We start from the raw sequence: 24,954 nt of genomic DNA, 5'->3' as shown, positions 1-24,954 counted from the left end.
TCAGAGATCAATCTTGATCATTCGGCTGATCCACAGCCAGCCGATGCCCATGGACACCGCTCCGGCGAGCAGCATCGTCAGGCCCGTCCCGGTGGTGTACATGGGCGCCATGTAGTCCGGCTTGAGCACCATCAGCGCCAGGGTCAGCAGGATCGGCAGCGCGATCAGGACATAGGCCGACAGGCGTCCCTCGGCCGACAGCGCCCGCACGTGGCGGCGCAGGCGGCTGCGCTCGCGCATCGTGTCCATGGTCGTCTCGATGACGTCGGCGAGGTTGCCGCCGACCTCGCGCTGGATCCGGATGCTCATCACGACCCAGGTCAGGTCGGTGCACTCCATCCGGGCGGCGACCTGGTCGAGGGCGTCCTCGATGGTGACGCCGATCCTGGTCTGGGCGTGGGCGCGCAGCATCTCCGTGCCCAGGGGCCGGCTCTCGGAGTCGGCGATCCGCTCCAGCGCCTGGGAGACGGTGAAGCCGGCCCGGAGACTGCCCGCGATCATCGACAGGGCGTCGGGGAGCTGGTCGGAGAAGGCCGTCACCCTGCGGTTGCGGGCACCGGCGAGGACGATCCTGGCGGCCAGCCACGGCCCCGCGACGCCGAGCACGACGCTGATGAGGATCCGGCCGGTGAGGGAGTACAGCCCGATCGACGTCGTCAGGCAGGCGATGCCGCGGATCAGGGTCCACTCGTGCGGCTGGAGCTTCCAGCCCGCGCGGGCGAGGTCGGCGGCGATCTGCTCGGCCTTGCCCGCCATCCCGATGAGCCGCTGGGTGAGGCTCAGCAGGGCGGTCGAGACCGAGCCCTCGCCGTCCACGCCCCGGCGGCTCAGCAGCCCCGGCCGGTAGAGGTCGATGCGCTGGGCGAGGTCGGGCTCCTCGGCGGGGCGGCGCATCCCGAACCCGACGACCAGCAGGAAGATGCCGGCGAAGACGAGGCCGAGCACCACGTGGCGGGTCACCACGGCGACTTCTCGAAGCCGAAGATCTCCTGCGGGAGGGAGATGCCGACGTCGGCGAGCTTGGCCATGAAACGGGGGCGCAGCCCGGTCGAGCGCATCGTGCCGAGGGAGCGGCCGTTCTGGTCCACCCCCGCGCGGGTGTCGAACAGGAAGATGTCCTGCAGGGTGACGATGTCGCCCTCCATTCCGGAGACCTCGGTCACGTGGGTGACGCGACGGCCGCCGTCCTTGAACCGTGCCTGGTGGATGATCAGGTCGATGGCCGAGGCCATCTGCTCCCTGACGGCCTTGATCGGCAGTTCCATGCCCGACATCAGGACCATCGTCTCCAGCCGCGACAGCACGTCGCGGGGGCTGTTGGCGTGGACCGTGGTCAGGGAGCCGTCGTGGCCGGTGTTCATGGCCTGGAGCATGTCGAGGGCGGCGCCGTCGCGGACCTCGCCGACCACGATCCGGTCGGGGCGCATGCGGAGGCTGTTGCGGACCAGGTCGCGGATGGTGACCTGGCCCTTGCCCTCGATGTTGGGCGGCCGGGACTCCATCCGCAGCACGTGCTCCTGGCGGAGCTGGAGCTCGGCGGCGTCCTCGATGGTGACGATCCGCTCGTCGGGCGGGATGAACGACGACAGGACGTTCAGGGTCGTCGTCTTGCCCGAGCCGGTGCCGCCGCTGATGACGATGTTCAGCCGGGCCCGCACGCACGCGGCGACCAGCTCGGCGACCTGCGGGGTGACGGTGCCGAAGCCGACCATGTCGTGGACGGTCAGCGGCTCCGCCGAGAACTTCCGGATCGTCAGCAGGGAGCCGTCGATGGCGACCGGGGGGACGACGGCGTTGACGCGGCTGCCGTCGGGGAGGCGGGCGTCGACCATCGGGCTGGACTCGTCGATCCGGCGGCCGACCTTGGAGACGATCTTCTCGATGACGCGCCGCAGGCTGGCCTCGCCCGCGAAGGCGCCCTCGGCCAGGTAGATCCGGCCGCCGCGTTCCACGTAGATCTGGCCGGGACCGTTGACCATGATCTCGGTGACCTCGGCGTCGCTGAGGTAGGGCTCCAGCGGGCCGAAGCCGAGGATCTCGTCGGCGACGTCCTGGGCCACCCGCGCCCTGTCCATGACCGTCAGCGGGGTCTCGTCCTGGTCGAGGACCATCTGGAGCGTCGACCGGACGGCCTGCTCCAGCTCGCCGGGCGTCAGGTTCGCGTCGTGCAGCTTGGGCCCGAGCGTGTCCACGAGCGCCTGGTGGACCCGGCGCTTGAGGCCGGCGAACGGGTCGCCCGGACGGCTGGAACGCCGGTTCTGCGCCGGGACCAGGGCGGCGGCCGGGGCCTCGGGACCGGGATCGATCTCGGGGGCGTTGAGGCGGGCCAGGCGCTCGCCGAGGCTGCTCATCGCCTGGCCGCCCTGCCGCGCCGGAACCTGCCGCGCTGCTCGACGGCGGCGGCCCCGTCGACGATCACGCCCGCGGCCTGGCGGACGGCCTGGCTGACCGGGTGACCGGGGCTCTCCAGGACCATCGGGACGCCCCGGTTGATCGAGCCGGAGACGTCCTGGCTGTGCGGGACGTGGACGGCGACCCGCGCCCCGATCACCCGTTCCATGTCGGCCATCGACAGGCCCGCCCGGATGTCGGCGCGGTTGATCAGGAAGGTGCGCGCGGAGGCGGGGTAGCCGAGCAGCTCCAGCATGTCGAGGGTGACCCGGAGGCCCTTGAGCGCCGTCACCTCCGGCGCGGCCAGCAGCAGATGCCGGTCGGCGACGTCCATGGCGGCGAGCACGTGCTCGCTGAGCTGCGACGGGGTGTCGACGATGACGACGTCGAACATCTTCTTGAGCACGCCGAGCAGCTCGGTGACCAGCGCCCCCGACACCTTCTCCGCCTCTCCGGGCGACACGGGTGCGAGCACGGTCGCCAGGCCGGAGTCGTGCTTGACCAGCATGGAGTGGACGCCGACCTCGTCCATCCGGCCCACCATCGGGATCGCGTCGACGATGGTCCGCTGCGGGGTCAGCCTCAGCAGGATCGCGACGTCGCCGAAGGCCAGGTCGAGGTCGACCAGGCAGACCTGGTGCCTGCCGTCGGCGGCGAGCGCGACCGCCAGGTTGGTCGAGATCGTCGACTTGCCGCAGCCGCCCTTGGCCGCGAAGACCACGACGACCTGGCCGTCCTTGCCCGCGGCGACCGGAGCGGCGGCCCTGCGGCCGGCCTGCACCTCCTGGGAGACCTCCCAGCAGCGGCGGCAGGCGTCCATGAGCGCGGGGAAGTCCCGGTCGGCTATCACCTCCCGGATCCCGGCCCGCATCGCCTCGCCCATCACGCCCACGTCGAGCCGCTCCCGGACGAGCACGATGCCGAGGTCCGGCCGGTCGCCGCGGCGCGCGGCGGCGAACGCCAGCACCGCCCGCAGGTCCACGCCGGGACCGACGACCACGACGGCCTCCGCCGGGTCCGCGGCGAGCGCCTCGGCGACGGCCCGCAGATCGGGCAGGACGCGTCCGTGCTCGCGGAACCCGGCCGACAGCCTGCGGGCGGCGTTCTCGTCCGGTTCACAGATGATCGGCATCTGGCCCTCCGACCTCAGTTGATGACTTTGATGCTGCTGATGCCCGGGCTCTTCACGTTGAGCTCGGACGAGTCGGTCTGCAGGCCCATGTAGAGCGCGTTGGCGGTCGCCCCGAGGATCAGGCGCTCCCCCTGCTCCTGCGTGACCCCGAGCGTGATCAGTTTCCGGTTGGCCGTGTTGTCGGCGTCGGCCGACTTGGCGGCGGACTCCCCCACTGCCAGGACCGGCACGTCCGCCATCATGATCTTGACGATGTCCTCGGTCTTGCTGATCTTGCTGTCTCCCGTGCCCTTGGTGACGACCCGGCTGAACCCGACGAAGACCACGACCTTGGTGCCCGGCTTGGCGAAGTTGGCGACCCGCTGCGCCTCGTCCAGCGCGACGGTCACCGCGATCTTCCCCTCGGGGATGACGAACGCCTGGCTGGAGCCCGGCTCCGCCATCACCGAGGCGGTGATCAGCCCGCCCTGCCGCACCGAGGAGGCGACCACCAGGCGGAGCTGGTCGTCGGTGAGCTGCGAGATCGCGTCGTCGGGGACGCTGCTCGCCGGGTAGTTCCTGGTCCTCAGGTAGCCCTGCTGCTGGAGGGCGGCCACGGGCGTCCCGGGGGCGATGGCCCGCGCCGCCACCAGCACGCTCACCGCCTTGTTCCCCGCCACGGCCCGGTCGTCCGCGCTCCGCACGTAGGTGAGCACCGCGAGGGTGCCCACCGCGGCGAGCACGAGGGCGACGACGATGGTCAACAGCCGACGGTTCATGGTTCCTCGATCGTTCTCAGGCCGTCAGCCGGCCAGGCCGACGCTGGTCAGCCCGTAGTTCGCGGAGCCCCCGTAGGGGCCGTCAAGGGAGTCGTGGACGAAGTAGCCGATCAGGCACGGGTGAGTGACGTCGAGCGGGAACGCGCACCAGTTCAGGAGGTTGCGGTAGCTCGGCGTGGTGATCAGCCCGATGTTCCCGCCGGTCAGGACGAAGGGCGCGAAACCGAGGATCTGGTAGTTCTTCACCGAGCCGCCGCCGGTCGGGCCGTCCTTGAAGATCGGCACATGGACGATCCGCGCGGTGGCCTGCCCGAAGATGTTGCCGATGAAGTCCAGGAGCCACGGGATGAGCACGTTGAACCCGCAGACGATGTTGTCGATCTGGCCCTGGATCGCGCCGAGGACCGTTCCCGCGTCGTAGCCGATCACGGTGTCGCCGACCTTGACGTTCTTCTGGCAGGTCGCCTCGTTGGTGGCGATCAGGCCGGCGATGTTCTGGTCGCCGTCGCAGCCGCCGGCCTCCCGCCCGACCGTCTCCTCGTTCTGGTCCCGGCCGGGCCGGAAGGGGTTCTCCGGATGGGGGCCGATCTCGGTGCCGTCGGCGGTGGCGCGCTTCCAGGAGCACTCGGAGATCATGAACGGGAAGGCGTAGGGCACCCGCTGGGACGCCCCCCATCCCGCCCGTGCGCAGGTGGCGACCGTGACGCCCGGCGACCCCGTGACGGCCTGGGTGAAGGAGTAGGGCAGAAGGCGGCGGTCGTCGGTGCCCCGCGAGCTCGCCTGCACCTCGACGTAGTTGCCCGCGGCCGGGCGCTGCCGGACGCAGCCGGTGGCGTTGGCCGGACGGGCCGGGCAGGCGTCGGCGCGCAGCGAGGTCGTGCCCGCCATGCCACAGACGAAGGTCACGTCGGCGCGCCCGTCGGAGGCGTTCCGCCCGGCCACGAGCCGCGCGTCGGTGAGGGCGGCCGCGAGCCCGCCCGGGGCGCAGGGGTTCCCGCTCGGCCTGGCGGCGCAGTACTGGGCCAGGGCCATCGCCGCTCCGTCTGCTCCGGTCTGGAGCTCCTCGCGTTCGGCGTAGACCCGGCCGACGTCGACGACCACGGCGGCCGCGCCCAGCAGGACTCCCCCCGCGAGCAGCACGGCGAACAAGGGCGCCATCGAGCCGCGGTCTCCGGCCAGCCGGCGCATCAGTCCGGGCATGGCATGACCGCCGTGGAGGAGAGGGTCGCGCGCCGGAGGCCGGGGATCAGCCCGATCACGGCGCTGCGCTCGTAGGTGACCTTCACTGTCGCGGTCCTGAGGGTCGAGGTGCTGCTCAGCTCGGTGCACGTGGTCCAGTCGATGGTCGTAGGGGGGCCGGCGAGCGCGGTCAGCACGGCCAGGCCGCTCTCCCGCTTCGTCGTCTCGCGGGTGTCGGGGTCGTCGTCCCTGGTGAGGACGTAGGTGCGGATCGCCTGGCGGGCGGCCTCCGTGACGGTGATCTTCGTGTTGAGGAGCACCCCGAGATCGATCATGCCGAACAGCAGCGCCACGATCAGCGGCAGCAGAAGAGCGAACTCCACCGCCGCGGCCCCGCCGTCGCGCCGCGCGCCCGCGGCCCGGGTCCTCTTCGTACGCTCGCCTGTCATGGGCTCGGCGTCACCACTGCGCTGACCTGTCCCGTCTGTGAGGTGACCCTGCTGGAAAGGGCCGTGCCGAGCGCCCTGCTCCCGGCGATGGCGATGATCGCGATCAGCACGGTGAGCAGGGTGTACTCGACCGCGGTCGCCCCGCGATCGAGTCCCGTCCGCGGCTTGCCGCCCCCGTCGTCCACGCGCTAGTTGGTCGCGCCGCCGCCCGCGCCCTGAACCGAGCTGGCGGCGTTGTTCAGCTTCTGGTTGATCTGGGTGCCGAGCGCGGTCGCCCCGACGATGATCACGATCGCGATCAGGCCGACGAGCAGCGCGTATTCGACGGCCGAGGCGCCGGCGTCACGCGTTTCCGCGGCCAGCCGGCGCAGACGTGTGACAAAACGGCGTGCGAGGGTGCTGTTCATGAGTACGGGGGTCCTTTCGGCATGGCCGCCGGTTTCCGGTGATCGCCGGGGCCGCTGACGAGAGCCCAGCCTGGAGAGGAACCGCCCGGGGGGAAATCCCCCGATGCGACATCTCAAGTCACCCGAAAGAGGGGCCTGTCCCCCAAACGGGGGACAGCTATCACAGAACGGCTACGACCTCCAGAGTCGGCGGACAGAACATCCTCTGACAAGACACTCTGTTCACGTCAAGTGACCGGTCTTTTACTTGTGGTTTCCTTCTGACACCCTTCCAGCCGAGCTAGGAGCCCGGTTCAACCCCGGGGAGGTCCGAAATGTCAGTCCGCATAGTCGTCATCGACGGGAACACGTTGTCGAGGCACGGTCTCGCCCAGGTCGTCACCGAGCAGAAGGATCTGGTCATCGCCGCCACGGCCGTCGACGCCGCGGGCGGCAGGACCCAGATCGGGATGCTCAGGCCCGAGGTGGCCGTGGTCGCGCAGCAGCTCCCCGACACCGACGGCCTCACCCTGACGGCCGAACTGCGTCAGCTCTATCCGGACCTCGGCGTCGTCGTGCTCGGCACCGGGTCCAGCGACAGCCCGCTGTTCCGCGCCATGGAGGCCGGAGCCAGCGCCTATGTCGCCAAGTCCGCGGCCGTCCCGGAGTTCCTGTCGGCGATCCGGCACGCGGCCGTTGCCCCTCAGTCGTTCACGGCGGCCGAGCTCGCCGCGGCCCTGCGGCGGCGGCGGACCGAGGCGGTCCTGCTGACGCCGCGCGAGCAGGAGACGCTGCGGCTGCTCCAGGAGGGGCTCCCGATCGCGGCCATCGCGCGGGCCATGAACCTCAGCCACAACACCACCAAGACCTACACCGCCCGGCTGTACGACAAGCTCGGCGCGGGCAACCGGACGCAGGCGCTGATGAAGGCCCTGCGGCTCGGGCTGATCAGCCACGAGCCGCCCGAACGGCTGCACGCCTCCTGAAATCCCGAGAAACAGCGTGAGACCGACTCTTCTGCTCGCCTGCCTGGCCCTCGTGGCGGGCTGCACCGCAGCGCCCGCCGCCGCCCCGCCGGTCGCCCCGCCCGTCCCGTCCATCGACACCGCCCGGCTCGAGCGCTTCTACGACCAGCGGCCGCGCTGGCACGCCTGCCCCGGGCACCGGGGCTTCGCGTGCGCCGACGTCAAGGTGCCCCTGGACTACCGCGACCCGGACGGCCGGCCGCTGGCGATCGCCGTCACCCGCCTGCCCGCCACGGGGGCGCGGCAGGGGTCGCTGCTGGTCAATCCGGGCGGCCCCGGCGCCTCCGGCCTCGACCTGGCCTTCGGCGCCCGCGAGGTGGTCGGGGCGAAGGTGCGGCGGCGCTACGACATCGTGGGGTTCGACCCCCGCGGAGTCGGGCGCAGCAACGGCATCCGCTGCCTGGACGACGACGAGCTCGACCGCTTCTACCGCACCGACTCCACCCCCGACACCGGCTGGGAGCGCCAGCGCCTGCGGACCATGTCGCGCCGGTACGCCGAGGAGTGCCAGGAGAAGTCGGGCTGGATCCTGCCCCATCTCGGCACCGACAGCGTCGCCCGCGACATGGACGTGATCCGCGCCGTCGTCGGCGACCGGAACCTGAACTACCTCGGCTTCTCCTACGGCACCCAGCTCGGCCAGGTCTACGCGGGCCTGTTCCCCGGCAGGGTCCGGCGGATGGTGCTGGACTCGGTCGTCGACTCGGGCCTGTGGGCCGGGGCGATCACCGAGAGCCAGCTGACCTCCCTCGACGGCCAGTTCGACCTGTTCCTCGGCTACTGCGTCCGGCGCGGCTGCCCGCTCGGCGCGACCACGAAGGCGGCGAACGACCGGCTGTGGCGGCTGTTCGGCCAGGCCGACCGCGAGCCGCTGCGCGGAGACGGCGGACGCCCGGTCACCGACTCCGACCTCCACACCGCGACGATCGCCCTGTCCATGACGGAGGAGCTCTGGCCGCTCGGGGTGCGGGCGTTCGCGAAGGTTCTCCAGGGCGACGGCCGGGACGTCCTGGCCCTCGCCGACCTGGCCAGGGGGCGCGGCGGGGACGGAAGATACGACTCGACGGTCGCCGCGAACGTCGCGGTCACCTGCCTGGAGACGCCCCAGGACGTGCGCGAGAAGGAGGCCACCGACGAGCACATCGCGGCGATGGCCAGGCGCTCGCCGCTGTTCGCCGAGTCCAACCTCCAGCTCGCCTGCTCCTACTGGAAGGCCCCGGGCCTGTCCCAGCAGGCGATCACGCCGAAGGGCATCGGGCCGGTGCTCCTGCTCGGCAACACGAAGGACTTCCGGACCCCGTTGCCGTGGGCGAGGAGCGTCGCGGCCCGCTTCCCCGGCGCGGTGCTCGTCACGAACGAGGCGAGCGGTCACATCGTCTACGGGCGCGGGGCCTGCGTGGACCGGGCCGTCGAGGGCTACCTCCTCACGGGGCGGCTTCCGGACGGGTCCCTCCGCTGCCATGACGCCGGCCCTTATTCCTAGGTGCGCAATCTCCCGTATGTCTAGCCGTGACAGAAGGGAGACATAAGAGATAGAAGGGAATATCCTTCCTGGATGGAGTGGCTGGAACGAGTCACCAGGCTGCGACGGTGGACTCGCGGGGGCGAGCGTGATCCGCACAAGGCCTTGTTGCTCCTGTACGCGATCGGGCAGCTGCAACGGACGGGCTACAAGCCGATCCGTTTCCGTGAGACGGAGCAGGCCCTCGACCTGCTGTTCGCCGAGTTCGGGCCGCCGAAACTCGTCGGGCCCGCTCTGCCGTTCCATCATCTGGCCTCCGACGGGCTTTGGGAGGTCGCGACCGGAGTCGGCGGACCCTGCCCCGGCGCCGACCGGGAACTCCTGATCGCCGGGGACGTCCACGGGCGGCTGGCCCCGGCGTTCGCCAAGGAGATGCTGGCCGATCCCGTGCTGATGGCGCAGATCGTCCGGGTGCTGCTGGACACCAACTTCGAGCCGAGCCTGCACATGGACCTGTGCGCCGCCGCGGGCGTCATGCCCGAGGTGGCGCAGACCGCGACGGTCGCCAAGTACGTCGAGGGCGGCCTTCCCCGCTCGGCGCGCGACCCCATGATCCGCCAGAAGATCCTCGTGGCCTACGACTGCCGGTGCGCCTTCTGCGGCTACGAGGGCTGGATCGGCAACAGCGTGATCGGCCTCGAGGTCGCCCGGCTGCGCTGGTGGGCCTTCGAGGGGCGCGACGACATGAGCAACTGCCTGTGCCTGTGCACCCTGCACCACCGGCTCTTCGACAAGGGCGTCCTGGGGATCGTCGGCTCCGGCAAGATCATCGTCTCGCGCCACTTCGTCGGGACCACCGACGCCTCCCGCGACTACGTGCTCGACCTCTCCGGCCGGACGGTGCGGCCGCCGCAGCCGGGCTTCGCGAAACCGGACGTCAGGAACATCGACTGGCACACCCGGCAGGTCTTCAGGGGCCCGCCGCGCAGATCCGGCTGAAAGACCACCGTCCGAACGCGCAGACCGCCCACGGCGTCATATTCTTGGCGCGCACTCTGAAGGGCGGACAATGGCGAGTATCAGTGCTCTCTGGCAGGTTAACGACGATCCGAAGCCGTGGATCGTGGTGGCCGCGGCCGTCCTGGCCCTCGGGCTGGTGGCCTATCCACCCGCCTGGCGGCTGTCACGGAACATCGTGACGATCGCCCACGAGGGCGGGCACGCACTGGTCGCGCTGCTGTTCGGCCGGAAACTCGACGGGATCCGGCTGCACTCCGACACCTCGGGCGTCACGGTGTCGCGGGGCCGTCCCGACGGGGCCGGGATGGTCTTCACCGCCCTGGCCGGGTACACCGCGCCGCCGCTGCTCGGGCTGCTGTTCGCCTGGCTGATCGGGATGGGGCGCACGACCCTGATGCTCTGGGCGGCGCTGGCCCTCCTCGCCGGGATCCTGATCATGATCAGGAACATGTTCGGCGTGGTGTCGGTCGTCACGACCGGGGCGGTGATCTTCGCCGTGTCCTGGTTCGCGAGCGACCAGATCCAGGCGGCCTTCGCCTACTTCGGGGCGTCGTTCCTGCTCCTGGCGGGCGCGCGGCCGGTGATCGAGCTCCAGCGGATGCGGTCCCGCAGGCAGGCGCCGACCTCCGACGCCGACCAGCTCGCGAAGCTCACCGGCGTGCCCGGCCTGATGTGGGTGCTGGTCTTCGGGGTGGTCGCGCTGGCCTCCCTCTACGTCGGCGCGGCCCTGCTCATCCCCGAGCGCTGGGCCTTCGACCTGCTGCCGATCTAGGGTCGTTCCCAAGTCAGCGCCTTCGGTCCAGGAGAGCCCTGGCGGCCCGGTCGCGGGGGGCCCGTCGCTCTGCCAGGCGCCGGGAGACGCGGTCCCTGACCTCGCCGGTCTTGTTGCCCGCGTACTTGAACTTGGCCCTGGCCTCGGTGACGGTCAGCTCCAGGCCCCGGATGCCCTTGAGGTTCCGGTCGTCAGGGGGGACGGGCAGCCGCTCGGACTCGGGCGGCTCGAAGTGGACGAGCTGCCGGTTGAGGATCTCGGCCTTCTCCTCGGGATCGTCGATGATCCGGACATCGCACGCGAGGTGGACGGTCGCGTAGAACGAGGTCGGAACGGCGTCCTCGACGGCCTGCCCCTCGTCGCGCATCCACTCCGACTCGGCGTAGACGTAGTCGTCGACGACCGTCAGCAGGGCCCTGGGGTGCTCCTCCAGCAGCGGCCAGACCGGGTTCGGCCGGGCCAGATGCAGCCTGACGATCTCCGCTCCGTCGAACAGGAAGTGCGTGGGGACGACCACGGGCAGGTCCCTGTCCCTGCCGCCGGCCACGAGCTGCCCGAAGGCGCGGCCCTCCAGCAGCCAGTCGCGCCATTCGCCGTCGTCCGCGACGTCCCAGGGATGAAGGAGCATGACGAGATCCTAGGCCGTGTCTCACGGGTCTCGTCCGTGACGAGCGGCGTCCAGGTGCGTGCCCGGGCGTCGCGCGCGGTAGGACGAAGATCCGTGAGACACGGCCTGACGTCCGGTTACGGACAGGGGCCTGTGCGGCCACGGGATCCGGGCGAACGATGAACGGCATGGCCGACAAGAAGCTCAAGCGCGCCGACTACCGCCGCAAACGCCAGGCCCGCCTGCGCCGCCACCGCGCCCGGACCCGCGGCACCCGGGGCAGGTCCGGGCGCCGCGGTTAGGGCGAGCGGCTACGCCGTCGGAGGCGGATCCTCCGCCGGGACCTGCGCGGAGGGTTCCGGGGTGGTCGCCTTGGGCGGATCCTCCTGGGGCGGGTCCTGTTGAGGGGGGTCCTCCTGAGGCGGGTCCTGGACCTTGGGCGGGACCTCGGCGCCGGGCGGGTCCTGAGTGACGGGGGGAGCGTCGGGCGGGTTCGTCGGCGGGGGCTCCTGGCTCGCGGGCGGTTCGGCCGTGGGCGGCGGCGCCGTGCCCGGACCGGGGTCGGCGGTGCCGCCGGGCGGGCCGCTGCTCGGTGCCGTGGTGCCGGGCCGGTCCTCGCCCGGGGCGGTCGTGCCGGGCGGGAGGCTGTACTGCGGGGCAGGAGCGGGCTGGGCAGGGGGCGGGATCGGCTGGGGCTTGCCGTCGGCGCCGCCCGCGCTACCGGTCGGACGGTCGAAGATCGTTCCCGCCTTGGAGTCGACCAGCTGAAGCGATTTCACATCCTTCCCAGGAGACTCGATAACCGTCACTTTGTCCTTGTCGAACCCTGGCCACTCGGCCCCCTTGAAGCTACTCTCGTCCATTTTGATGTTTTTGTCAGGAGCGGTCAGGGGATTGCCGCAGTTGCATTTCACGACCGGCAGGCCGTGACCGTCGACGAGGACCCCGATCCCCGCCTGGAGGACGGCCTGCATGGCGGTCGCCTTCCCGCTGCGGAAGCCGTGGTTGGTCACGAAGGTGTCGACGCGCAGGACCGCGGGGGTCAGGCCGTCCACGAACCCCTTGATCGTGTCGGCGGCGATGCCGTGGACGTCCGCCCAGGCTTTCGCCTTGTCCGGGTTCCCCTGCAGGAACGCGACCAGTGCGTCCTTGTCGCAGCTCGCGGTCTTGCGGGTGCCGCCGTACAGGCCGGGCTGGTCACCGCCCATCTGACCGCCCGCCTCCACACGGCGGGTCACGGCCGCGTCGTCGACTCCGGAGACGAGCGTGTAGGCGTCGGGGCCGGGATCGCCGACCGCCAGCCTGGTGATGGTCGCGCCGGCGCCCCCGCAGCCGGCCAGGGCGCCCATAACGACCACAAGTACCGTTATCGCCGCCCGAATTCGCGCACCCACGAGAGAACCCCCGTCCGGGATTGGCACTGCCTATAGACTTGGATGTCCGACGCGATGAGAAAGTGCACATTCTCGCAGATGATTTTTTGACCGGTTCTTGTCACCCACCGAGATTCATTCGCTGGAGGGACTGACCCCGTGCTCCCGCTACAGCCAGGAGACCCCGCCCGGCTCGGCGGCTACGAGCTGCTCGGCCGGATCGGCGAGGGCGGCCAGGGCATCGTCTTCCTCGGTGAGGACGCCGCCCACGGCAAGGTCGCCGTCAAACTGCTGCACGCCCAGCTCACCTCGGACCCGATCGCCCGCTCCCGCTTCACCCGCGAGCTGGCCACCATCGAGCGCATCGCCGGTTTCTGCACCGCCCGCGTGTTCGCCGCCGACGTCTCCGGCGACCAGCCCTACATCGTCAGCGAGTACGTGCGGGGGCCGTCCCTGCAGGAGCTGGTCCGCGCCGACGGGCCCCGGTCGGAGGGCGCGCTGATGCGCTTGGCCGTGGGGACGGCCACAGCGCTGACGGCCATCCACCGCGCGGGCGTGGTCCACCGCGACTTCAAGCCGCCGAACGTCCTGATGGGCCCCGACGGCCCCCGGGTGATCGACTTCGGGATCGCCCGCGCCCTCGACAACGCGGGCCGCACGGTCACCAGCCAGCTCGTCGGGACCCCCGCCTACATGGCCCCCGAGCAGTTCTCCGAGTCCGTCGTGGGGCCCGCCGCCGACCTGTTCTCCTGGGCCTCCACGATGGTGTTCGCCTCCACCGGCCACCACCCGTTCGGCGGCGGGCCCGTCTACGCCCTCATGCACCGCATCCGCTTCGAGGCTCCCGATCTGTCGGGGGTGCCCGGTGAGCTCCGGGACGTCCTCGCCACCTGCCTGTCCAAGGATCCGCTGGTGCGGCCCAGCGCCAACGAGCTGCTCTGGCAGCTTCTGGGGCAGCTTCCGCCGGAGACCGCCGCCCGTCCGCCCGGCGCCGTCGCACCGCCGTCCGCGGATCCGGCGCCCACCCGGCGGGGCCCCTGGTCGCTGCGCACCCCGGCCACCTTCGTCCTGCTCCCCGGTGAGCGGGGGGACGAGGTCCAGGACGCCGAGTTGCGGACGCCGCCGACCGTCCCCGCGGGCGAGGCGGGGCCGTCGGCCGTGCCACCGCCGCGGGAGGCGCCCGCCGACGGTGAGGACGCCATCCTGACCGAGGCCGCGGCCCTCGCCACCGAGCGGGACCGGCCGGGGTCGAGGCCTGTCGGTTCCGGGACGCTTCCCTGGGACGGGGATCCGGGCGTCCAGCGGCCCGTGGGGAGGGCGTTCGGCGGGGCGGGGCCGCCCGGTGGGAGCGGGGCGGCGTGGCCGGTAGCGGACGGGGCGTCGGACGTCACCCGGGATTACGGAAACCCGGCGCTCCTCGCGGGGGCTCAGGGCCTGAGATCCCGCGAGACCGATCCCGCGCTGCCGGTGCAGGGGGTGCGGCGGAGCCTCCCGCTCGCGCTCGGGCTCGGGCTGGCGGTGCTCGCGGCCGGGCTCGACATGGCCGTGCTGTCGGTGGCGGCGGCACAGCCCGCCGTGAGCGCGCCGGCCCAGTGGGTGCTGGTGCTGGCGCTCGTGTACGCCTCTCTCGGGGTGATCACCCTGTTCGGGGTGGTCGCGGCCTGGCGGAGGTACCGGTCGGGGGTGTGGACCGTGATCGCCGCGCGGGTGGTGCGGGCGGGCATCTGGGCCGGGTTCATGGGCCACGTCGCACCGGTCGCCGGGACGATCGTCGTCCAGGCGGGGGCGCCGCTGCTGATCATCGTGCTGCTGCTGACGGCGCTGCGGCGGAGCGCGCCGGTGACGGCGGGTCAGTGAAAGCGGGTCGGTGACAGCGGGTCGGTGGCAGCGACTCAGTGGCAGCCGTCGCCGTGGTCGTGCGCCGGGACCTCGAGCGGGACGTGCCGGGGGCCGTGGGACTCACCGCAGTGCAGATCGTCCTCGGAGGCGTGGTCGACCTCGAGGGTCGTGTGAGTGATCTCGTAGCGGTCGTGCAGCAACGACTGGAGGTCACGGCGGACGGCGTGGCAGTCGCCCTTGGGCTCGACCAGGACGTGCGCCGACAGCGCGGGCGAGCCCGAGGTGATCTCCCAGACGTGCAGGTCGTGGACCTCCACCACGCAGGGACGGTCGGCCATCATCTTGCCGATCTCCGCCGGGTCCATGCCCGCGGGGGCGGCCTCCATCAGGACCCTGCCCGCGTCCCTGATCAGCGCGTACCCGGCCTTGATCATCAGTGCGGCGACGAACAGGGAGGCCAGGGCGTCGGCGCGGGTCCAGCCGGTGAGCAGCACGACGAGGCCGGAGACGGCCGTCGCGGCGAACGCCACGGCGTCGTTGAGGATGTGCTGGTAGGCGCCCTCGACGTTGAGGCTGGTCCGGTCGGCGCGGCCGATCAGCCAGGTCGCGGCGACGTTGACCACGATCCCGACGAGCGCCGTGATCAGCACGAGGCCCCCCTCGACCGGGCCGGGGTCGAGGAAGCGCCGGACGCCCTCGTAGAGGAAGTAGGCCGCGAGGAGCAGCAGGGTCAGCCCGTTGAGCTGGGCGGAGAGGATCTCGGCGCGCTTGAGCCCGTAGGTGAACCCGCCGCGCGGCGGGCGGGCGGCGATCCGCATCGCCAGCAGCGCCAGGACGATCGCGAACGCGTCGGTCAGCATGTGGGCGGCGTCGCTCAGCAGGGCGAGCGATCCCGCGATCACGCCGACGACGACCTCGCCCAGCATGAAGGCGGCGATCAGGCCCAGCGCGCCCAGCAGGTAACGCCGGTCCGAACCGGCCGAGACCCCGTGCCCGTGCCCGTGCCCATGACCTGTGCCCATGCCGCACCTCCTTTCCGGCAAGGATATCGGGCGCGATTTTGTCGGTGCCCCTGGCTAGATTCGAGTATGTGAGCGAACCACGGGACTCCAAGGGACCGGTCAGGGAGCGCCGCGTCGACGACGGCGTGGAGGAACTGGCGCGGTGGCTCAGGGACCAGGTGGCGCAGGGGCTGGCGGCGGCCGAGCGTGCGCCCGTCTCGGTCTGGGACGAGGCGTCGCGGCGGCTCGTCAACGCCCAGGCGCCCGCCCTGGCCGGGCAGGTAAGGTCGCTGGCCGCGGTGCCGCGCAGCGGCGAGCGCTGGCCGGCGCGGCTGCTGGAGGAGTACGGGCTGCTCCATCTGCTCGTCCGGGCGCACCAGCGCAGGTCGGCCCTGCCCGAGCCGCTGCGCGCCACGATCCGGTCCCGGGTCGGGTTCACCGTCGCCAAGGACGAGGTGCTGGCGCGTGCCCGGATCCGTGACCGCTGGTACGTGGCGGCCGTCCACGACGAGCCGCAGGACGGGCTGACGGCGCGCAGGGTATGGCTGCGGGGGCTCGGCACGGGGCGTCCGGCGCTGGTGCTGTCCTTCGCCGCCGCCGGGCGCCCGCTCGACGGGTCGTTCACCGTCGGCACCGCCTTCGACGCCGATCTGGCCTTCTACCCCGGCGCGCAGCCGCTGCGGGCCCTGGTCGCGGAGCGGCACGCCGCCCCTGAGCCCGCCGAGCCGCCCGGCACCTCCATCGCCGAGCTCCTCGACTCCTACGCCACCGCCCTGTCCCGTGATCCGTGGCTCGACCGCTGGCCGGCGCTGCTGGCCGGGGTGCGGCTGGCCCGTGCCGAGGGTTCCCTGCATCTCACCGACTCCTCCGGCGCCGCCCTTCCGCTCACCACCGCCGACCCGTGGCGGCTGCTGGCGGTCTCCGGGGGCGCCCCCGTCACCATCGCCGCCGAGTGGACCCCCACCGGCCTGACCCCCCTCACGGCCTGGCATCCCGTCGAAGGCCACGTCCCCCTCCGCTAAGGAGCCCCATGCCCTCCCCCCTCCCCCGCCCGCCCGGTCTCCGTACCCGTCCCGCCGGTCCCCCCGCCTCCGTGCTCGACAGCGCGTGCCGCCGTCCCGTTCCCGGCGCCGGGGTCCGCCGGGGGTGGGGGCGGTGAGCGTCTGGGCCGAGCATGTGACGGTCGCGCTGCTGGGAACGCGGCGGCGGGGCGTGCCCGATCTCCAGGAGGCGCTGCTGCCCGAGGCCGACGCGGCGGCCCGCCTGCTCGACCACGCGGGGCTGCTGGCCGTGCAGCGGCGGGCGGGGATGAAGCCGGGGGCGGCCGAGGCGGTCGCTCCGGCGCCCGCCGAGGAGGCGCCCGCCGTGCCGGGGCCCGCCGCCCTGCGGCTGGAGATGATCCTGGGCGGCGAGCGCGGGCGGATGCTGCCCGAATGGCTCGGCGCCGCCGCGCGCGGCGGGTACCGGGTGCCCGCCCGCAATCTGCCGGAGCTGCTCGACAAGGGGCGCAGCGACCGGGCGATCCGGCCCTACATCGCGCGGGCGGCGGGGCGGCGCGGGGCGTGGCTGGCGTTGCAGAATCCGGACTGGGCGTATCTGCTGACCGAGTCGGGGGCCTCCGCCGAGGGCGTCGCCGACTGGGAGTCGGGCACCCGCGGGCAGCGGGTGGCCGCGCTGACGGCGCTGCGGCGGGCCGATCCCGGTGCGGCGCGGGCGCGGCTGCTCGAGACCTGGACCACGGAGGCCGCCCCGGACCGCGCCGCCTTCCTGGCGACGTTCGAGCACTCCCTGTCGGCCGAGGACGAGGAGTTCCTCGAACGCTGCCTCGACGACCGGGGCAAGGACGTCCGGCAGAACGCCGCCGACCTGCTGGCCCGGCTGCCCGGATCGGAGTACGCCCGGCGGATGGCCGGCCGGGCGCGCGGGCTGCTGAGCCTCGGCCGGCGCACCGTCCGCAGCCGGTCCGAGCCGTGGATCACGGTCGTGCTGCCCGCCGACCACGACGACGCCATGGCCCGCGACGGGATCCCGTTCCACCCCGCGGGCTCCTTCGCGCCGTCGGCGGGACGGGTGGGGGCGCGTGCCGCCTGGCTGCGCGAGATCCTGGCCCGTGCCCCGCTCGCTACCTGGACCGAGACGTTCGGGCTGCCTCCTGGCGGGATCGTGGCGCTGCCCGTCACCGGCGACCTCGCCCGGGACCTGCATCTCGGCTGGGCGCGGGCGGCGCTGCTCCAGCGCGACGTGGCCTGGGCGCGGGCGCTGCTGTCGGGCGGCATCGTGGTCGAGGAGACCGACCTGCTCGGTGATCTGCTGCGGATTCTCCCGGCCGACGAGCGGGAGAGCGTCGCGGCCGACCTGATCCGCTGGAACGACCGGCAGCCCGATCTCCTCGGTGTCCTGTCGCGCATCCCCGGACCCTGGGAGGGGCGCCTGGCGGACGCCGTGCTGAGCGCCCTCGCGGCGGTTCTCGAGGGTCCCGGCGCCTCCCGCCATCTCGCCCAGCTCTGCCGGCTCGCCGACGAGCGCCTCACCCCCGCGGCGGCGCCGCGCCTCACCGAGCTGGCCGCCCGCCACGACACCTGGCCGCTCTCGGAGCTGGCCGCCACCCTGCGTTTCCGGCACGAGATGCTCCTGGAGCTGGCCGCTCCCGCGGCGGACCGGGAGGACACCTGACCGATTCGGTGCGAGAGTCGGGCTTGTCCTTCTCCGGGTGGGTGGGATGGGGTGGAGCTGAACTTGTCGGGAGGGGTGGGCATGGAGCGGGTGCTGCGGCCGCACGCGGAGCAGGAGTACGCACACGAGCTGGAGCGGCTGGCCGAGTTCGACGACCGGGGGCGGCCGGCCGGATGGCGGCTGTCGCCCTGGGCGGTCACGACCTACCTGATGGGCGGTGAGCTGCCGGACGGGACCGTCGTCACGCCCAAGTACGTCGGGTCGCGACGGCTGATGGAGGTCGCGGTGGCGACGCTGGCCACCGATCGGGCGCTGCTGCTGCTCGGGATGCCCGGCACCGCCAAGACCTGGGTGTCGGAGCACCTGGCCGCGGCCGTCAGCGGCGACTCCACGCTGCTGGTGCAGGGCACTGCCGGGACCGCCGAGGAGGCGATCCGGTACGGGTGGAACTACGCGCGGCTGATCGCGGAGGGGCCGTCCGAGGAGGCCCTCGTGCCGAGCCCGGTGATGCGGGCGATGCGGCTGGGGTCGGTCGCCCGGGTCGAGGAGCTGACCCGGGCGCCCTCGGACGTCCAGGACGCGCTGATCACGATCCTGTCGGAGAAGACCCTCCCCGTGCCCGAGCTGAACACCGAGGTCCAGGCGCTGCGCGGGTTCACCGTGATCGCCACGGCCAATGACAGGGACCGCGGAGTCAACGAGCTGTCGAGCGCGCTGCGCCGCCGCTTCAACACCGTGGTGCTGCCGGTCCCGGCGACGGCCGAGGAGGAGGTCGAGATCGTGTCCCGCCGGGTCGCCCAGCTCGGCCGCGCCCTCGACCTGCCCGCCCTTCCGGCCGGCCTCGACGAGATCCGGCGGGTCGTCACGATCTTCCGTGAGCTGCGGTCCGGGCGGACCGAGGACGGCCGCACCAAGGTGAAGTCGCCGACCTCCACGCTGAGCCCGGCCGAGGCGATCTCCGTCGTCACCCAGGGCCTCACCCTGTCGGCCCACTTCGGCGACGGCGCGCTGCATCCCGCGGACCTCGCCGCGGGGCTCCAGGGCGCGGTCGTCCGGGATCCGGCCACCGACGGGCTCGTCTGGCGGGAGTACCTGGAGACCGTCGTCCGCGACCGGCAGGACTGGCGCGAGCTCTACCGCGCCTGCCGGGACGTCTCCTGACCGCCGTCATCTTCCCGCGGGAGACCCGTTGACCGTCGAGTACTTCGGCATCCGGCACCACGGCCCCGGCTCCGCCCGGGCGCTCCGCCGTGCCCTTGCGGACTTCAAGCCCGATCTCGTCCTCATCGAGGGGCCGCCCGAGGCCGATCCGCTCGTCCCGCTCGCGGCCGACCCCGCGATGCGTCCGCCGGTCGCGCTGCTGGCCTACGCCCCGGACGACCCTTCCCGGCGGGCCGCCTTCTGGCCCTTCGCCGCCTTCAGCCCCGAATGGACCGCTCTGCGGCACGCCTGCGCGACCGCGGTCCCGGCCCGCTTCTGCGATCTGCCCGCCGCCTGCACGCTCGCTCCCGAGCCTGCCGAGCCCCTCGAACCTGCCGAGTCTCCCGAGCCTGCCGAGTCTCCCGAGCCTGCCGAGTCTCCCGAGCCTGCCGAGGTGGCGGCCGGGGCCGCCGTCTCCGGCACCGCGGCGGGCCCGGACGTGGAGCGGCTGCTGGAGCGCGCCTGGCGGGATCCGCTGGGGGTGCTGGCCGAGGTCGGCGGGCAGGGCGACGCGGAACGCTGGTGGGAGGACGTGGTCGAGCACCGTGCGGGCGAGGATCCGTTCGCGGTGGTGGCCGAGGCGATGGGGGTCCTGCGGGAGGGACGCGCGCCGCATTCGGCGCGGGAGGAGCAGCGCGAGGCCCACATGCGGCAGTGCGTCCGGCGGGGTGTGCGCGAGGGCTTCGAGCGGATCGCGGTCGTCTGCGGGGCGTGGCACGTGCCCGCGCTGAGGGAACGGGTTCCGGCGGCGCGGGACGCCGCGGTGCTGCGCGGCATCCCGAAGGTCAGGGTCGCGATGACCTGGGTGCCGTGGACGCACGGACGGCTGGCCGCGGACTCAGGATACGGGGCGGGCGTGCGGTCCCCCGGCTGGTACCAGCACCTGTACGAGGCTCAGGACCGGGTGGTGGAGCGGTGGATGGCGGCCACCGCGCGGCTGCTGCGGGCGGAGGGGCTGGCGGTCTCGCCCGCCCATGTCATCGAGGGAGTGCGGCTGGCCGAGACGCTGGCCGGGCTGCGGGGGCGTCCCCTCCCCGGGCTCGAGGAGATCATCGAGGCCACGCGGGCCGTCCTGTGCGAGGGGCGGGAGGAGCCCGTCGAGCTGGTGTGGCGGCGCCTGGTCGTCGGGGAGCGGCTCGGTTCCGTGCCGGAGTCCACGCCGATGGTCCCGCTGCGCGGGGATCTCCAGGCCGAGCAGCGCCGGCTGCGGCTCAAGCCGTCGCCTGAGCCGGCCGACCGCGAGCTCGACCTGCGCAAGCCCCTCGACCTGGGGCGCAGCGTGCTCCTGCACCGGCTGCGGACTCTGGGCGTCACCTGGGGGAAGCCCGCCTCCCTCGGACGGACCAAGGGGACCTTCCGGGAGAACTGGACCCTGGTCTGGCATCCGGAGTTCGACGTCGATCTCATCGAGGCCGGGTTCTGGGGCACGACCGTCGTGGCGGCCTGCACCGCGAAGGTCCGGGCGGCCGCGCGGGCGGCGGACGGCCTGCCCGAGCTGACCGCGCTCGTGGAGGAGTGCCTGCTCGCCGATCTTCCCGGTGCCCTGCCCGCCGTCATGCGGGCGCTGGCCGACCGCGCCGCCACCGACGGCGACACCGCCCATCTGATGGCCGCGTTCCCTCCGCTGGTGCGGGCGCTGCGTTACGGCGATGTCAGGGAGACGCCGGCGGAGGGGCTGCTGAGCGTCATCGAGGGACTGGCCGTCCGGATCTGCCTCGGCCTCTCCCGCGCCGCGGCCTCGCTCGACGACGACGCCGCCCGTGCGTTCCTCGACCAGATCAACGGCGTCAACGAGGCCTTCACCCTGCTCGACGAGGAGCCGCTGACCACGCGCTGGACGGCCGCCCTGGCCGCGCTCCCCGACCGTCCGGGGCTGCACGGCCTGCTCGACGGGCGGATCACCCGGCTCCTGCACGACCTGTCCCGGCTGCCCGACTTCCAGGTCCGCATGGAGCGGGCCGTCTCACCCGGCCATCCGCCGTCACGGACCGCGGCCTGGCTGGAGGGGTTCCTGTCGGGCAGCGCGCTGGTCCTCATCCACGACACCCCGCTGCTGCGCCTGGTCGACACCTGGCTGGCGGAGCTGCCCGAACCGGCCTTCATCGACGTCCTCCCCCTGCTGCGGCGCACGTTCGGCCGGCACAGCGGACCCGAACGCCGCACCCTCGCCGAGCGGCTCCGCCGTCTCGGTTCCGCGCCGGCCGTCCTCGACGACGCCCCCGACCCGGCGCGGTCCGGGCTCGCGGCCACGGCGGCGCTCACCATCCTCACCACACCCGATCCGTCCCCGATCCGGACCGAGGGAGACCAGCGATGACCGAGGAGAGCGGAGCGGGACGCGCGGAGAACGACCGGCGGTGGCGGCTGGTGCTCGGCGCCGAGGCCGACGCCGGTGAGCGCGGCGGGCCCGCGGGACGCGACGGCCAGATCGACGGGGTCCTCGAGGCGCTCTACGGCGGCGGAGGCAGGGGGCGGCGCGGTGGCCTGCAGGCCTCGGCGCCCCAGGTGGCGCGGTGGCTCGGCGACGTGCGGGCGTTCTTCCCCTCGCCGGTGGTCGCGGTGATGCAGCGGGACGCCGTGGAGCGCCTGGATCTCGGACGGCTGCTGGCCGAACCCGAGCTCCTCGACGCCGTGGAACCCGACGTCCATCTCGTCGCGACCCTGCTGTCCCTCAACGCGGTGCTGCCGGACCGGGCCAGGGAGTCGGCGCGGGCCGTCGTGCGCGAGGTCGTCGCGGAGATCGAGGCGCGGCTGGAGGAGCGGACCCGGTCGATGGTGCGGGGAGCGCTGGACCGGACGGCCCGGGCGGGACGGCCCCGGCGGCCCGCCGAGGTCGACTGGGACCGGACCGTCCGCGGCAACCTCAGGCACTATCTGCCCGAGCAGCGGACCGTCGTGCCGGAGCGGCTCGCGGGATTCGGGCGGAAGCAGCGGGGGGTGCGCCGCGACGTGGTGCTCTGCGTCGACCAGAGCGGGTCGATGGCCGCGTCCGTGGTCTACGCCGGGGTCTTCGGGGCCGTGCTCGGCTCGATGGCCTCGCTGCGGACCTCCTTCGTGGCGTTCGACACCGAGGTCGCCGATCTGACGGGGCTCCTGCACGACCCGGTCGAGGTGCTCTTCGGCACCCAGCTCGGCGGCGGCACGGACGTCAACCGGGCCCTCGCCTACGCCCAGGGACTGATCACCCGGCCGTCCGAGACCGTGCTCGTGCTGGTCAGCGATCTGTTCGAGGGCGGGGACCGGGAGGACATGCTGCGCAGGGCCGCCGCGCTGGCCCGATCCGGAGTGCTGGTCATCGTGCTGCTGGCGCTGTCGGACGACGGCGCGCCCGCCTACGACCACGAGAACGCCGCGGCTCTGGCCGCACTCGGAATCCCGGCCTTCGCCTGCACCCCCGCCGCGTTCCCCGATCTCATGGCGGCCGCACTGGAACGCCGCGACCTCGCCCCCTTCATCCCCGGCTGAGCCGCGGCCCGTCCGCACGGATCAGCGCAGGCCCGATCAGGGCGGGCCGGACCAGGACGGGCCGGATCGGCGCGTGGCGGGGCGAGGCGGGGCAGAGCAGGCCGGATCGGGGCGGGGCGAGGCGGGTCAGGACAGGCCGGATCGGAGCGGGGACGGGTCAGAGCAGGTCGGCCAGGAGGACGGGGAGGGCGGCTGACAGTTCGCGGCGCCAGTACGGCCATGCCGGGGTGCCGTCATAGAAGTGGCTGGCCGCCGGGACCGCGAGCTTCCGCAGCTTCTCCACGTACATCGCGTTGGTCTGGTGGACGACGCGCTCGGAGGCGCTCGGCGCGGTGCGCGGGGGGTCGAGCGGGCCGGGCTCGCCGGTGCCCGCCGACACGTAGAGGCGGACACCGGTCAGCTGGGTGACCAGGTCGTACGGATTGTGCTGGCGCCAGATCGGCCGCTGGGCGTGCGGATGGCCCCACACGACCCGCCAGTCGACCCCCGGGCACGCCACGGCCATCGTGAGCTGCCGCAGGTCGAGGGCGTCGAGGGCGCCGGGGATCTCGTGGAGGATGTGCGCGGTCCCGCTGAAGGACGCGGCGGCGCGGAACAGGCCGCGGTGCCTGGCCGCGTAGGACAGCGCGCCGAACCCGCCGCCCGCGACGCCCGCGACCGACCTCTCCCCGCCGGCCCGGTAGCCGCGCTCCAGGATCTGGAGCAGCTCGGTGAGGTGGAAGGTCTCCCAGCGCGGCCTGCCGCCGGTCCCCCCGTTCCACCAGTCGGAGTAGGACGCGCAGGCCCCTCCGTCGGGCATGACGACGATGACGCCCAGCTTCTCGGTCAGCTTCTCGATCTCCGTTTCGGCCGTCCAGGTGGCGTGGTCGCCGAACGCCCCGTGCAGCAGCCACAGGGTCGGCCAGGTGCGGTCCGCGTCGCGCTTCCAGCCGGCCGGGAGCAGCAGCCGCACGCGCTGCTCGTGGTCGAGGGCCGGCGAGGAGATCGTGAGGTCGAGCATCCTGGCGCCGAGCCGCCGCTCCCCCACCACGTGCGCGCCGTCGTCGGCCGCCGGGGCCTGCGCGCGGGCGGGACCGCCCGGGGCGATGGTGACCGCGAGCGCCGAGACGAGGACCGTCGCCGCCCCCACCCCGAGCCACGCAGCTCGCCGCATCGCCGCCTCTTCAGTTCTCGCGCCTGGATTACGGATTGTTCCCACCGGCGATGCGGACGCACCCATCGAGCAGCACATATAGGATGTAAACCGTGCGGAGCAAGGCAGACGTCGACGCCGCGATCCGCCGGGAACGTCGCGCGGTCCTGATCGTCAACACCAGGTCACGGCGTGGACGCAGACGCTATCCCGAGGCGCTGAGGCTTCTCGGGGACGCCGGGTTCACCTTCTCCTCGCTGCATCCGGTCGACGATCCGCACACGCTGCCGCGGGTCTTCACGGAGGTTCTGGCCGCAGAACCCGACCTCGTGATCGTCGGCGGCGGTGACGGCACCCTCAAGGAGGCCGTCCGTCACCTCGTCCACCGCGACGTCGTGCTCGGCCTCCTCCCGCTCGGCACCACCAACAACTTCGCCCGGGGGCTGCTCCTTCCGCTCGACCTCGCCGGGGCCGTCTCCGTGATCGCCGAGGGCAAGGTCGCGGACGTCGACCTGGGCGAGCTCGACCCCGAGGACGGCGGGCCGGCCGAGATCTTCGCCAACATGGTCAGCCTCGGCCTGTCGGTCCGGGTCGCCGGGACGGTCCCGCACCGGCTGAAGCGCCATCTCGGCCGCGCCGCCTACTTCCTCACCGCCCTGCGGCGGCTGCCGCGGCACGACCCCTTCTCCGCGACCGTGACGATCGGCGGCGAACGCCACGCCATGGTGACCCACCAGCTGAACGTGGCCAACGGCAGCCACCACAGCGGCCGCCCGATCGCCCGCGACGCCAGCCCCGACGACCGCCTTCTCGCGATCTACCGGCTCGGCGGCCCCGCCCGGATCCGGCTGCTTTCGGCCACCGCCCGCCACGTTCTCACCGGCCACCGGCGCACCCTCGCCGAGCCCTCCTTCCTCACCACCGACGAGGTCGAGGTCGCCACCGACCCGCCGATGCCCGTCGACGTGGACGGTGAACTGCGCACCAGCACCCCGTTCCGGGTCCGGCTACTCCCGAACGCCCTGCGCGTCATGGTCCCCCGCCACTTCACCGACACCTGAACCGGCCGTACCTTCCGGGACACCGGGCC

The 24,954-nt window shown here is 72.9% G+C and carries 23 protein-coding genes; 11 read left to right on the top strand and 12 right to left on the bottom strand.

The window, feature by feature from the left end:
* From ABD785_RS28885 to ABD785_RS28850, 8 genes are read right to left on the bottom strand one after another with little or no spacing between them, the layout of a single operon-like run.
* Positions 1-963, bottom strand: a complete 963-nt coding sequence (locus ABD785_RS28885) for a type II secretion system F family protein (protein ID WP_344834548.1) — start codon at positions 961-963, stop codon at positions 1-3.
* Positions 957-2,351: a TadA family conjugal transfer-associated ATPase gene (locus tag ABD785_RS28880; protein ID WP_344834544.1), complete on the bottom strand. Its 1,395-nt coding sequence runs from the start codon at positions 2,349-2,351 to the stop codon at positions 957-959. The genes ABD785_RS28885 and ABD785_RS28880 overlap by 7 nt, the downstream gene beginning before the upstream one ends.
* Positions 2,348-3,523: a CpaE/TadZ family protein gene (locus ABD785_RS28875; RefSeq protein WP_344834542.1), complete on the bottom strand. Its 1,176-nt coding sequence runs from the start codon at positions 3,521-3,523 to the stop codon at positions 2,348-2,350. The genes ABD785_RS28880 and ABD785_RS28875 overlap by 4 nt, the downstream gene beginning before the upstream one ends.
* Positions 3,524-3,537: 14 nt before the next feature.
* Positions 3,538-4,281: a Flp pilus assembly protein CpaB gene (cpaB, locus tag ABD785_RS28870; RefSeq protein WP_344834540.1), complete on the bottom strand. Its 744-nt coding sequence runs from the start codon at positions 4,279-4,281 to the stop codon at positions 3,538-3,540.
* A gap of 24 nt (positions 4,282-4,305) precedes the next feature.
* A complete protein-coding gene (locus ABD785_RS28865; protein ID WP_344834536.1) occupies positions 4,306-5,481 on the bottom strand; it encodes a pilus assembly protein TadG-related protein in 1,176 nt (391 codons plus the stop codon).
* On the bottom strand, positions 5,469-5,909 hold the full coding sequence (locus ABD785_RS28860) for a TadE/TadG family type IV pilus assembly protein (RefSeq protein WP_344834534.1): 441 nt from the start codon (positions 5,907-5,909) through the stop codon (positions 5,469-5,471). Before ABD785_RS28860 ends, ABD785_RS28865 begins: the two co-directional genes overlap by 13 nt.
* A complete protein-coding gene (locus tag ABD785_RS28855) occupies positions 5,906-6,094 on the bottom strand; it encodes a Flp family type IVb pilin (RefSeq protein ID WP_344834531.1) in 189 nt (62 codons plus the stop codon). The genes ABD785_RS28860 and ABD785_RS28855 overlap by 4 nt, the downstream gene beginning before the upstream one ends.
* A gap of 3 nt (positions 6,095-6,097) precedes the next feature.
* On the bottom strand, positions 6,098-6,316 hold the full coding sequence (locus tag ABD785_RS28850) for a Flp family type IVb pilin (protein WP_344834528.1): 219 nt from the start codon (positions 6,314-6,316) through the stop codon (positions 6,098-6,100).
* A gap of 314 nt (positions 6,317-6,630) precedes the next feature.
* On the opposite strand from ABD785_RS28850, the gene ABD785_RS28845 reads away from it, so the two are divergent.
* From ABD785_RS28845 to ABD785_RS28830, 4 genes are all read left to right on the top strand, one after another.
* A complete protein-coding gene (locus ABD785_RS28845) occupies positions 6,631-7,281 on the top strand; it encodes a response regulator (RefSeq protein ID WP_344834525.1) in 651 nt (216 codons plus the stop codon).
* 16 nt (positions 7,282-7,297) lie between these two features.
* Positions 7,298-8,803, top strand: a complete 1,506-nt coding sequence (locus ABD785_RS28840) for an alpha/beta hydrolase (RefSeq protein ID WP_344834522.1) — start codon at positions 7,298-7,300, stop codon at positions 8,801-8,803.
* Between the two features lie 72 nt (positions 8,804-8,875).
* Positions 8,876-9,781: a phosphorothioated DNA-binding restriction endonuclease gene (locus ABD785_RS28835; RefSeq protein WP_344834519.1), complete on the top strand. Its 906-nt coding sequence runs from the start codon at positions 8,876-8,878 to the stop codon at positions 9,779-9,781.
* A 70-nt stretch (positions 9,782-9,851) separates the two neighbouring features.
* The gene (locus tag ABD785_RS28830; protein WP_344834516.1) at positions 9,852-10,574 is read left to right on the top strand and encodes a M50 family metallopeptidase; all 723 of its coding nucleotides are present in this window, start codon (positions 9,852-9,854) and stop codon (positions 10,572-10,574) included.
* 13 nt (positions 10,575-10,587) lie between these two features.
* Here the strand turns inward: ABD785_RS28830 and ABD785_RS28825 are convergent, their stop codons facing one another.
* Positions 10,588-11,202, bottom strand: coding sequence for an FMN-binding negative transcriptional regulator (locus ABD785_RS28825; RefSeq protein WP_344834513.1), 615 nt, complete (start codon positions 11,200-11,202; stop codon positions 10,588-10,590).
* Positions 11,203-11,492: 290 nt separating this feature from the next.
* Positions 11,493-12,530, bottom strand: coding sequence for a DUF6777 domain-containing protein (locus ABD785_RS28820; RefSeq protein WP_344834683.1), 1,038 nt, complete (start codon positions 12,528-12,530; stop codon positions 11,493-11,495).
* Positions 12,531-12,713: 183 nt separating this feature from the next.
* Between ABD785_RS28820 and ABD785_RS28815 the strand changes: the two genes are divergently transcribed.
* Complete coding sequence (locus tag ABD785_RS28815) at positions 12,714-14,411, top strand: serine/threonine-protein kinase (protein ID WP_344834510.1); 1,698 nt, start codon at positions 12,714-12,716, stop codon at positions 14,409-14,411.
* A gap of 35 nt (positions 14,412-14,446) precedes the next feature.
* Here the strand turns inward: ABD785_RS28815 and ABD785_RS28810 are convergent, their stop codons facing one another.
* Positions 14,447-15,415: a cation diffusion facilitator family transporter gene (locus ABD785_RS28810; protein ID WP_344834508.1), complete on the bottom strand. Its 969-nt coding sequence runs from the start codon at positions 15,413-15,415 to the stop codon at positions 14,447-14,449.
* Positions 15,416-15,483: 68 nt separating this feature from the next.
* Here ABD785_RS28810 and ABD785_RS28805 point away from each other — a divergent pair, with 68 nt between their 5' ends.
* The 5 genes from ABD785_RS28805 to ABD785_RS28785 all read left to right on the top strand — a co-directional run bounded on the left by ABD785_RS28805 (position 15,484) and on the right by ABD785_RS28785 (position 22,732).
* Positions 15,484-16,416, top strand: coding sequence for an SWIM zinc finger family protein (locus ABD785_RS28805; protein WP_344834505.1), 933 nt, complete (start codon positions 15,484-15,486; stop codon positions 16,414-16,416).
* Positions 16,417-16,549: 133 nt separating this feature from the next.
* Positions 16,550-18,067 (top strand): DUF5691 domain-containing protein, encoded by a 1,518-nt coding sequence (locus ABD785_RS28800; protein ID WP_344834503.1) that lies wholly within the window; start codon positions 16,550-16,552, stop codon positions 18,065-18,067.
* 81 nt (positions 18,068-18,148) lie between these two features.
* On the top strand, positions 18,149-19,228 hold the full coding sequence (locus ABD785_RS28795; protein WP_344834500.1) for an ATP-binding protein: 1,080 nt from the start codon (positions 18,149-18,151) through the stop codon (positions 19,226-19,228).
* 28 nt (positions 19,229-19,256) lie between these two features.
* Complete coding sequence (locus tag ABD785_RS28790; protein ID WP_344834496.1) at positions 19,257-21,584, top strand: DUF5682 family protein; 2,328 nt, start codon at positions 19,257-19,259, stop codon at positions 21,582-21,584.
* Complete coding sequence (locus ABD785_RS28785; RefSeq protein WP_344834493.1) at positions 21,581-22,732, top strand: VWA domain-containing protein; 1,152 nt, start codon at positions 21,581-21,583, stop codon at positions 22,730-22,732. The genes ABD785_RS28790 and ABD785_RS28785 overlap by 4 nt, the downstream gene beginning before the upstream one ends.
* A gap of 157 nt (positions 22,733-22,889) precedes the next feature.
* Here ABD785_RS28785 and ABD785_RS28780 read toward each other — a convergent pair whose 3' ends face one another.
* Complete coding sequence (locus tag ABD785_RS28780) at positions 22,890-23,885, bottom strand: alpha/beta hydrolase (protein WP_344834491.1); 996 nt, start codon at positions 23,883-23,885, stop codon at positions 22,890-22,892.
* A gap of 92 nt (positions 23,886-23,977) precedes the next feature.
* Between ABD785_RS28780 and ABD785_RS28775 the strand changes: the two genes are divergently transcribed.
* The gene (locus ABD785_RS28775) at positions 23,978-24,925 is read left to right on the top strand and encodes a diacylglycerol/lipid kinase family protein (protein WP_344834488.1); all 948 of its coding nucleotides are present in this window, start codon (positions 23,978-23,980) and stop codon (positions 24,923-24,925) included.
* Positions 24,926-24,954 lie beyond the last annotated feature (29 nt).

The sequence above is a fragment of the Actinocorallia longicatena genome (assembly GCF_039534125.1).
In the GTDB taxonomy this organism is placed as follows: Bacteria; Actinomycetota; Actinomycetes; order Streptosporangiales; family Streptosporangiaceae; genus Actinocorallia; species Actinocorallia longicatena.
Note: the sequence above shows the minus strand (reverse complement) of the source record. Positions and strands in the feature narration are given on the sequence as shown.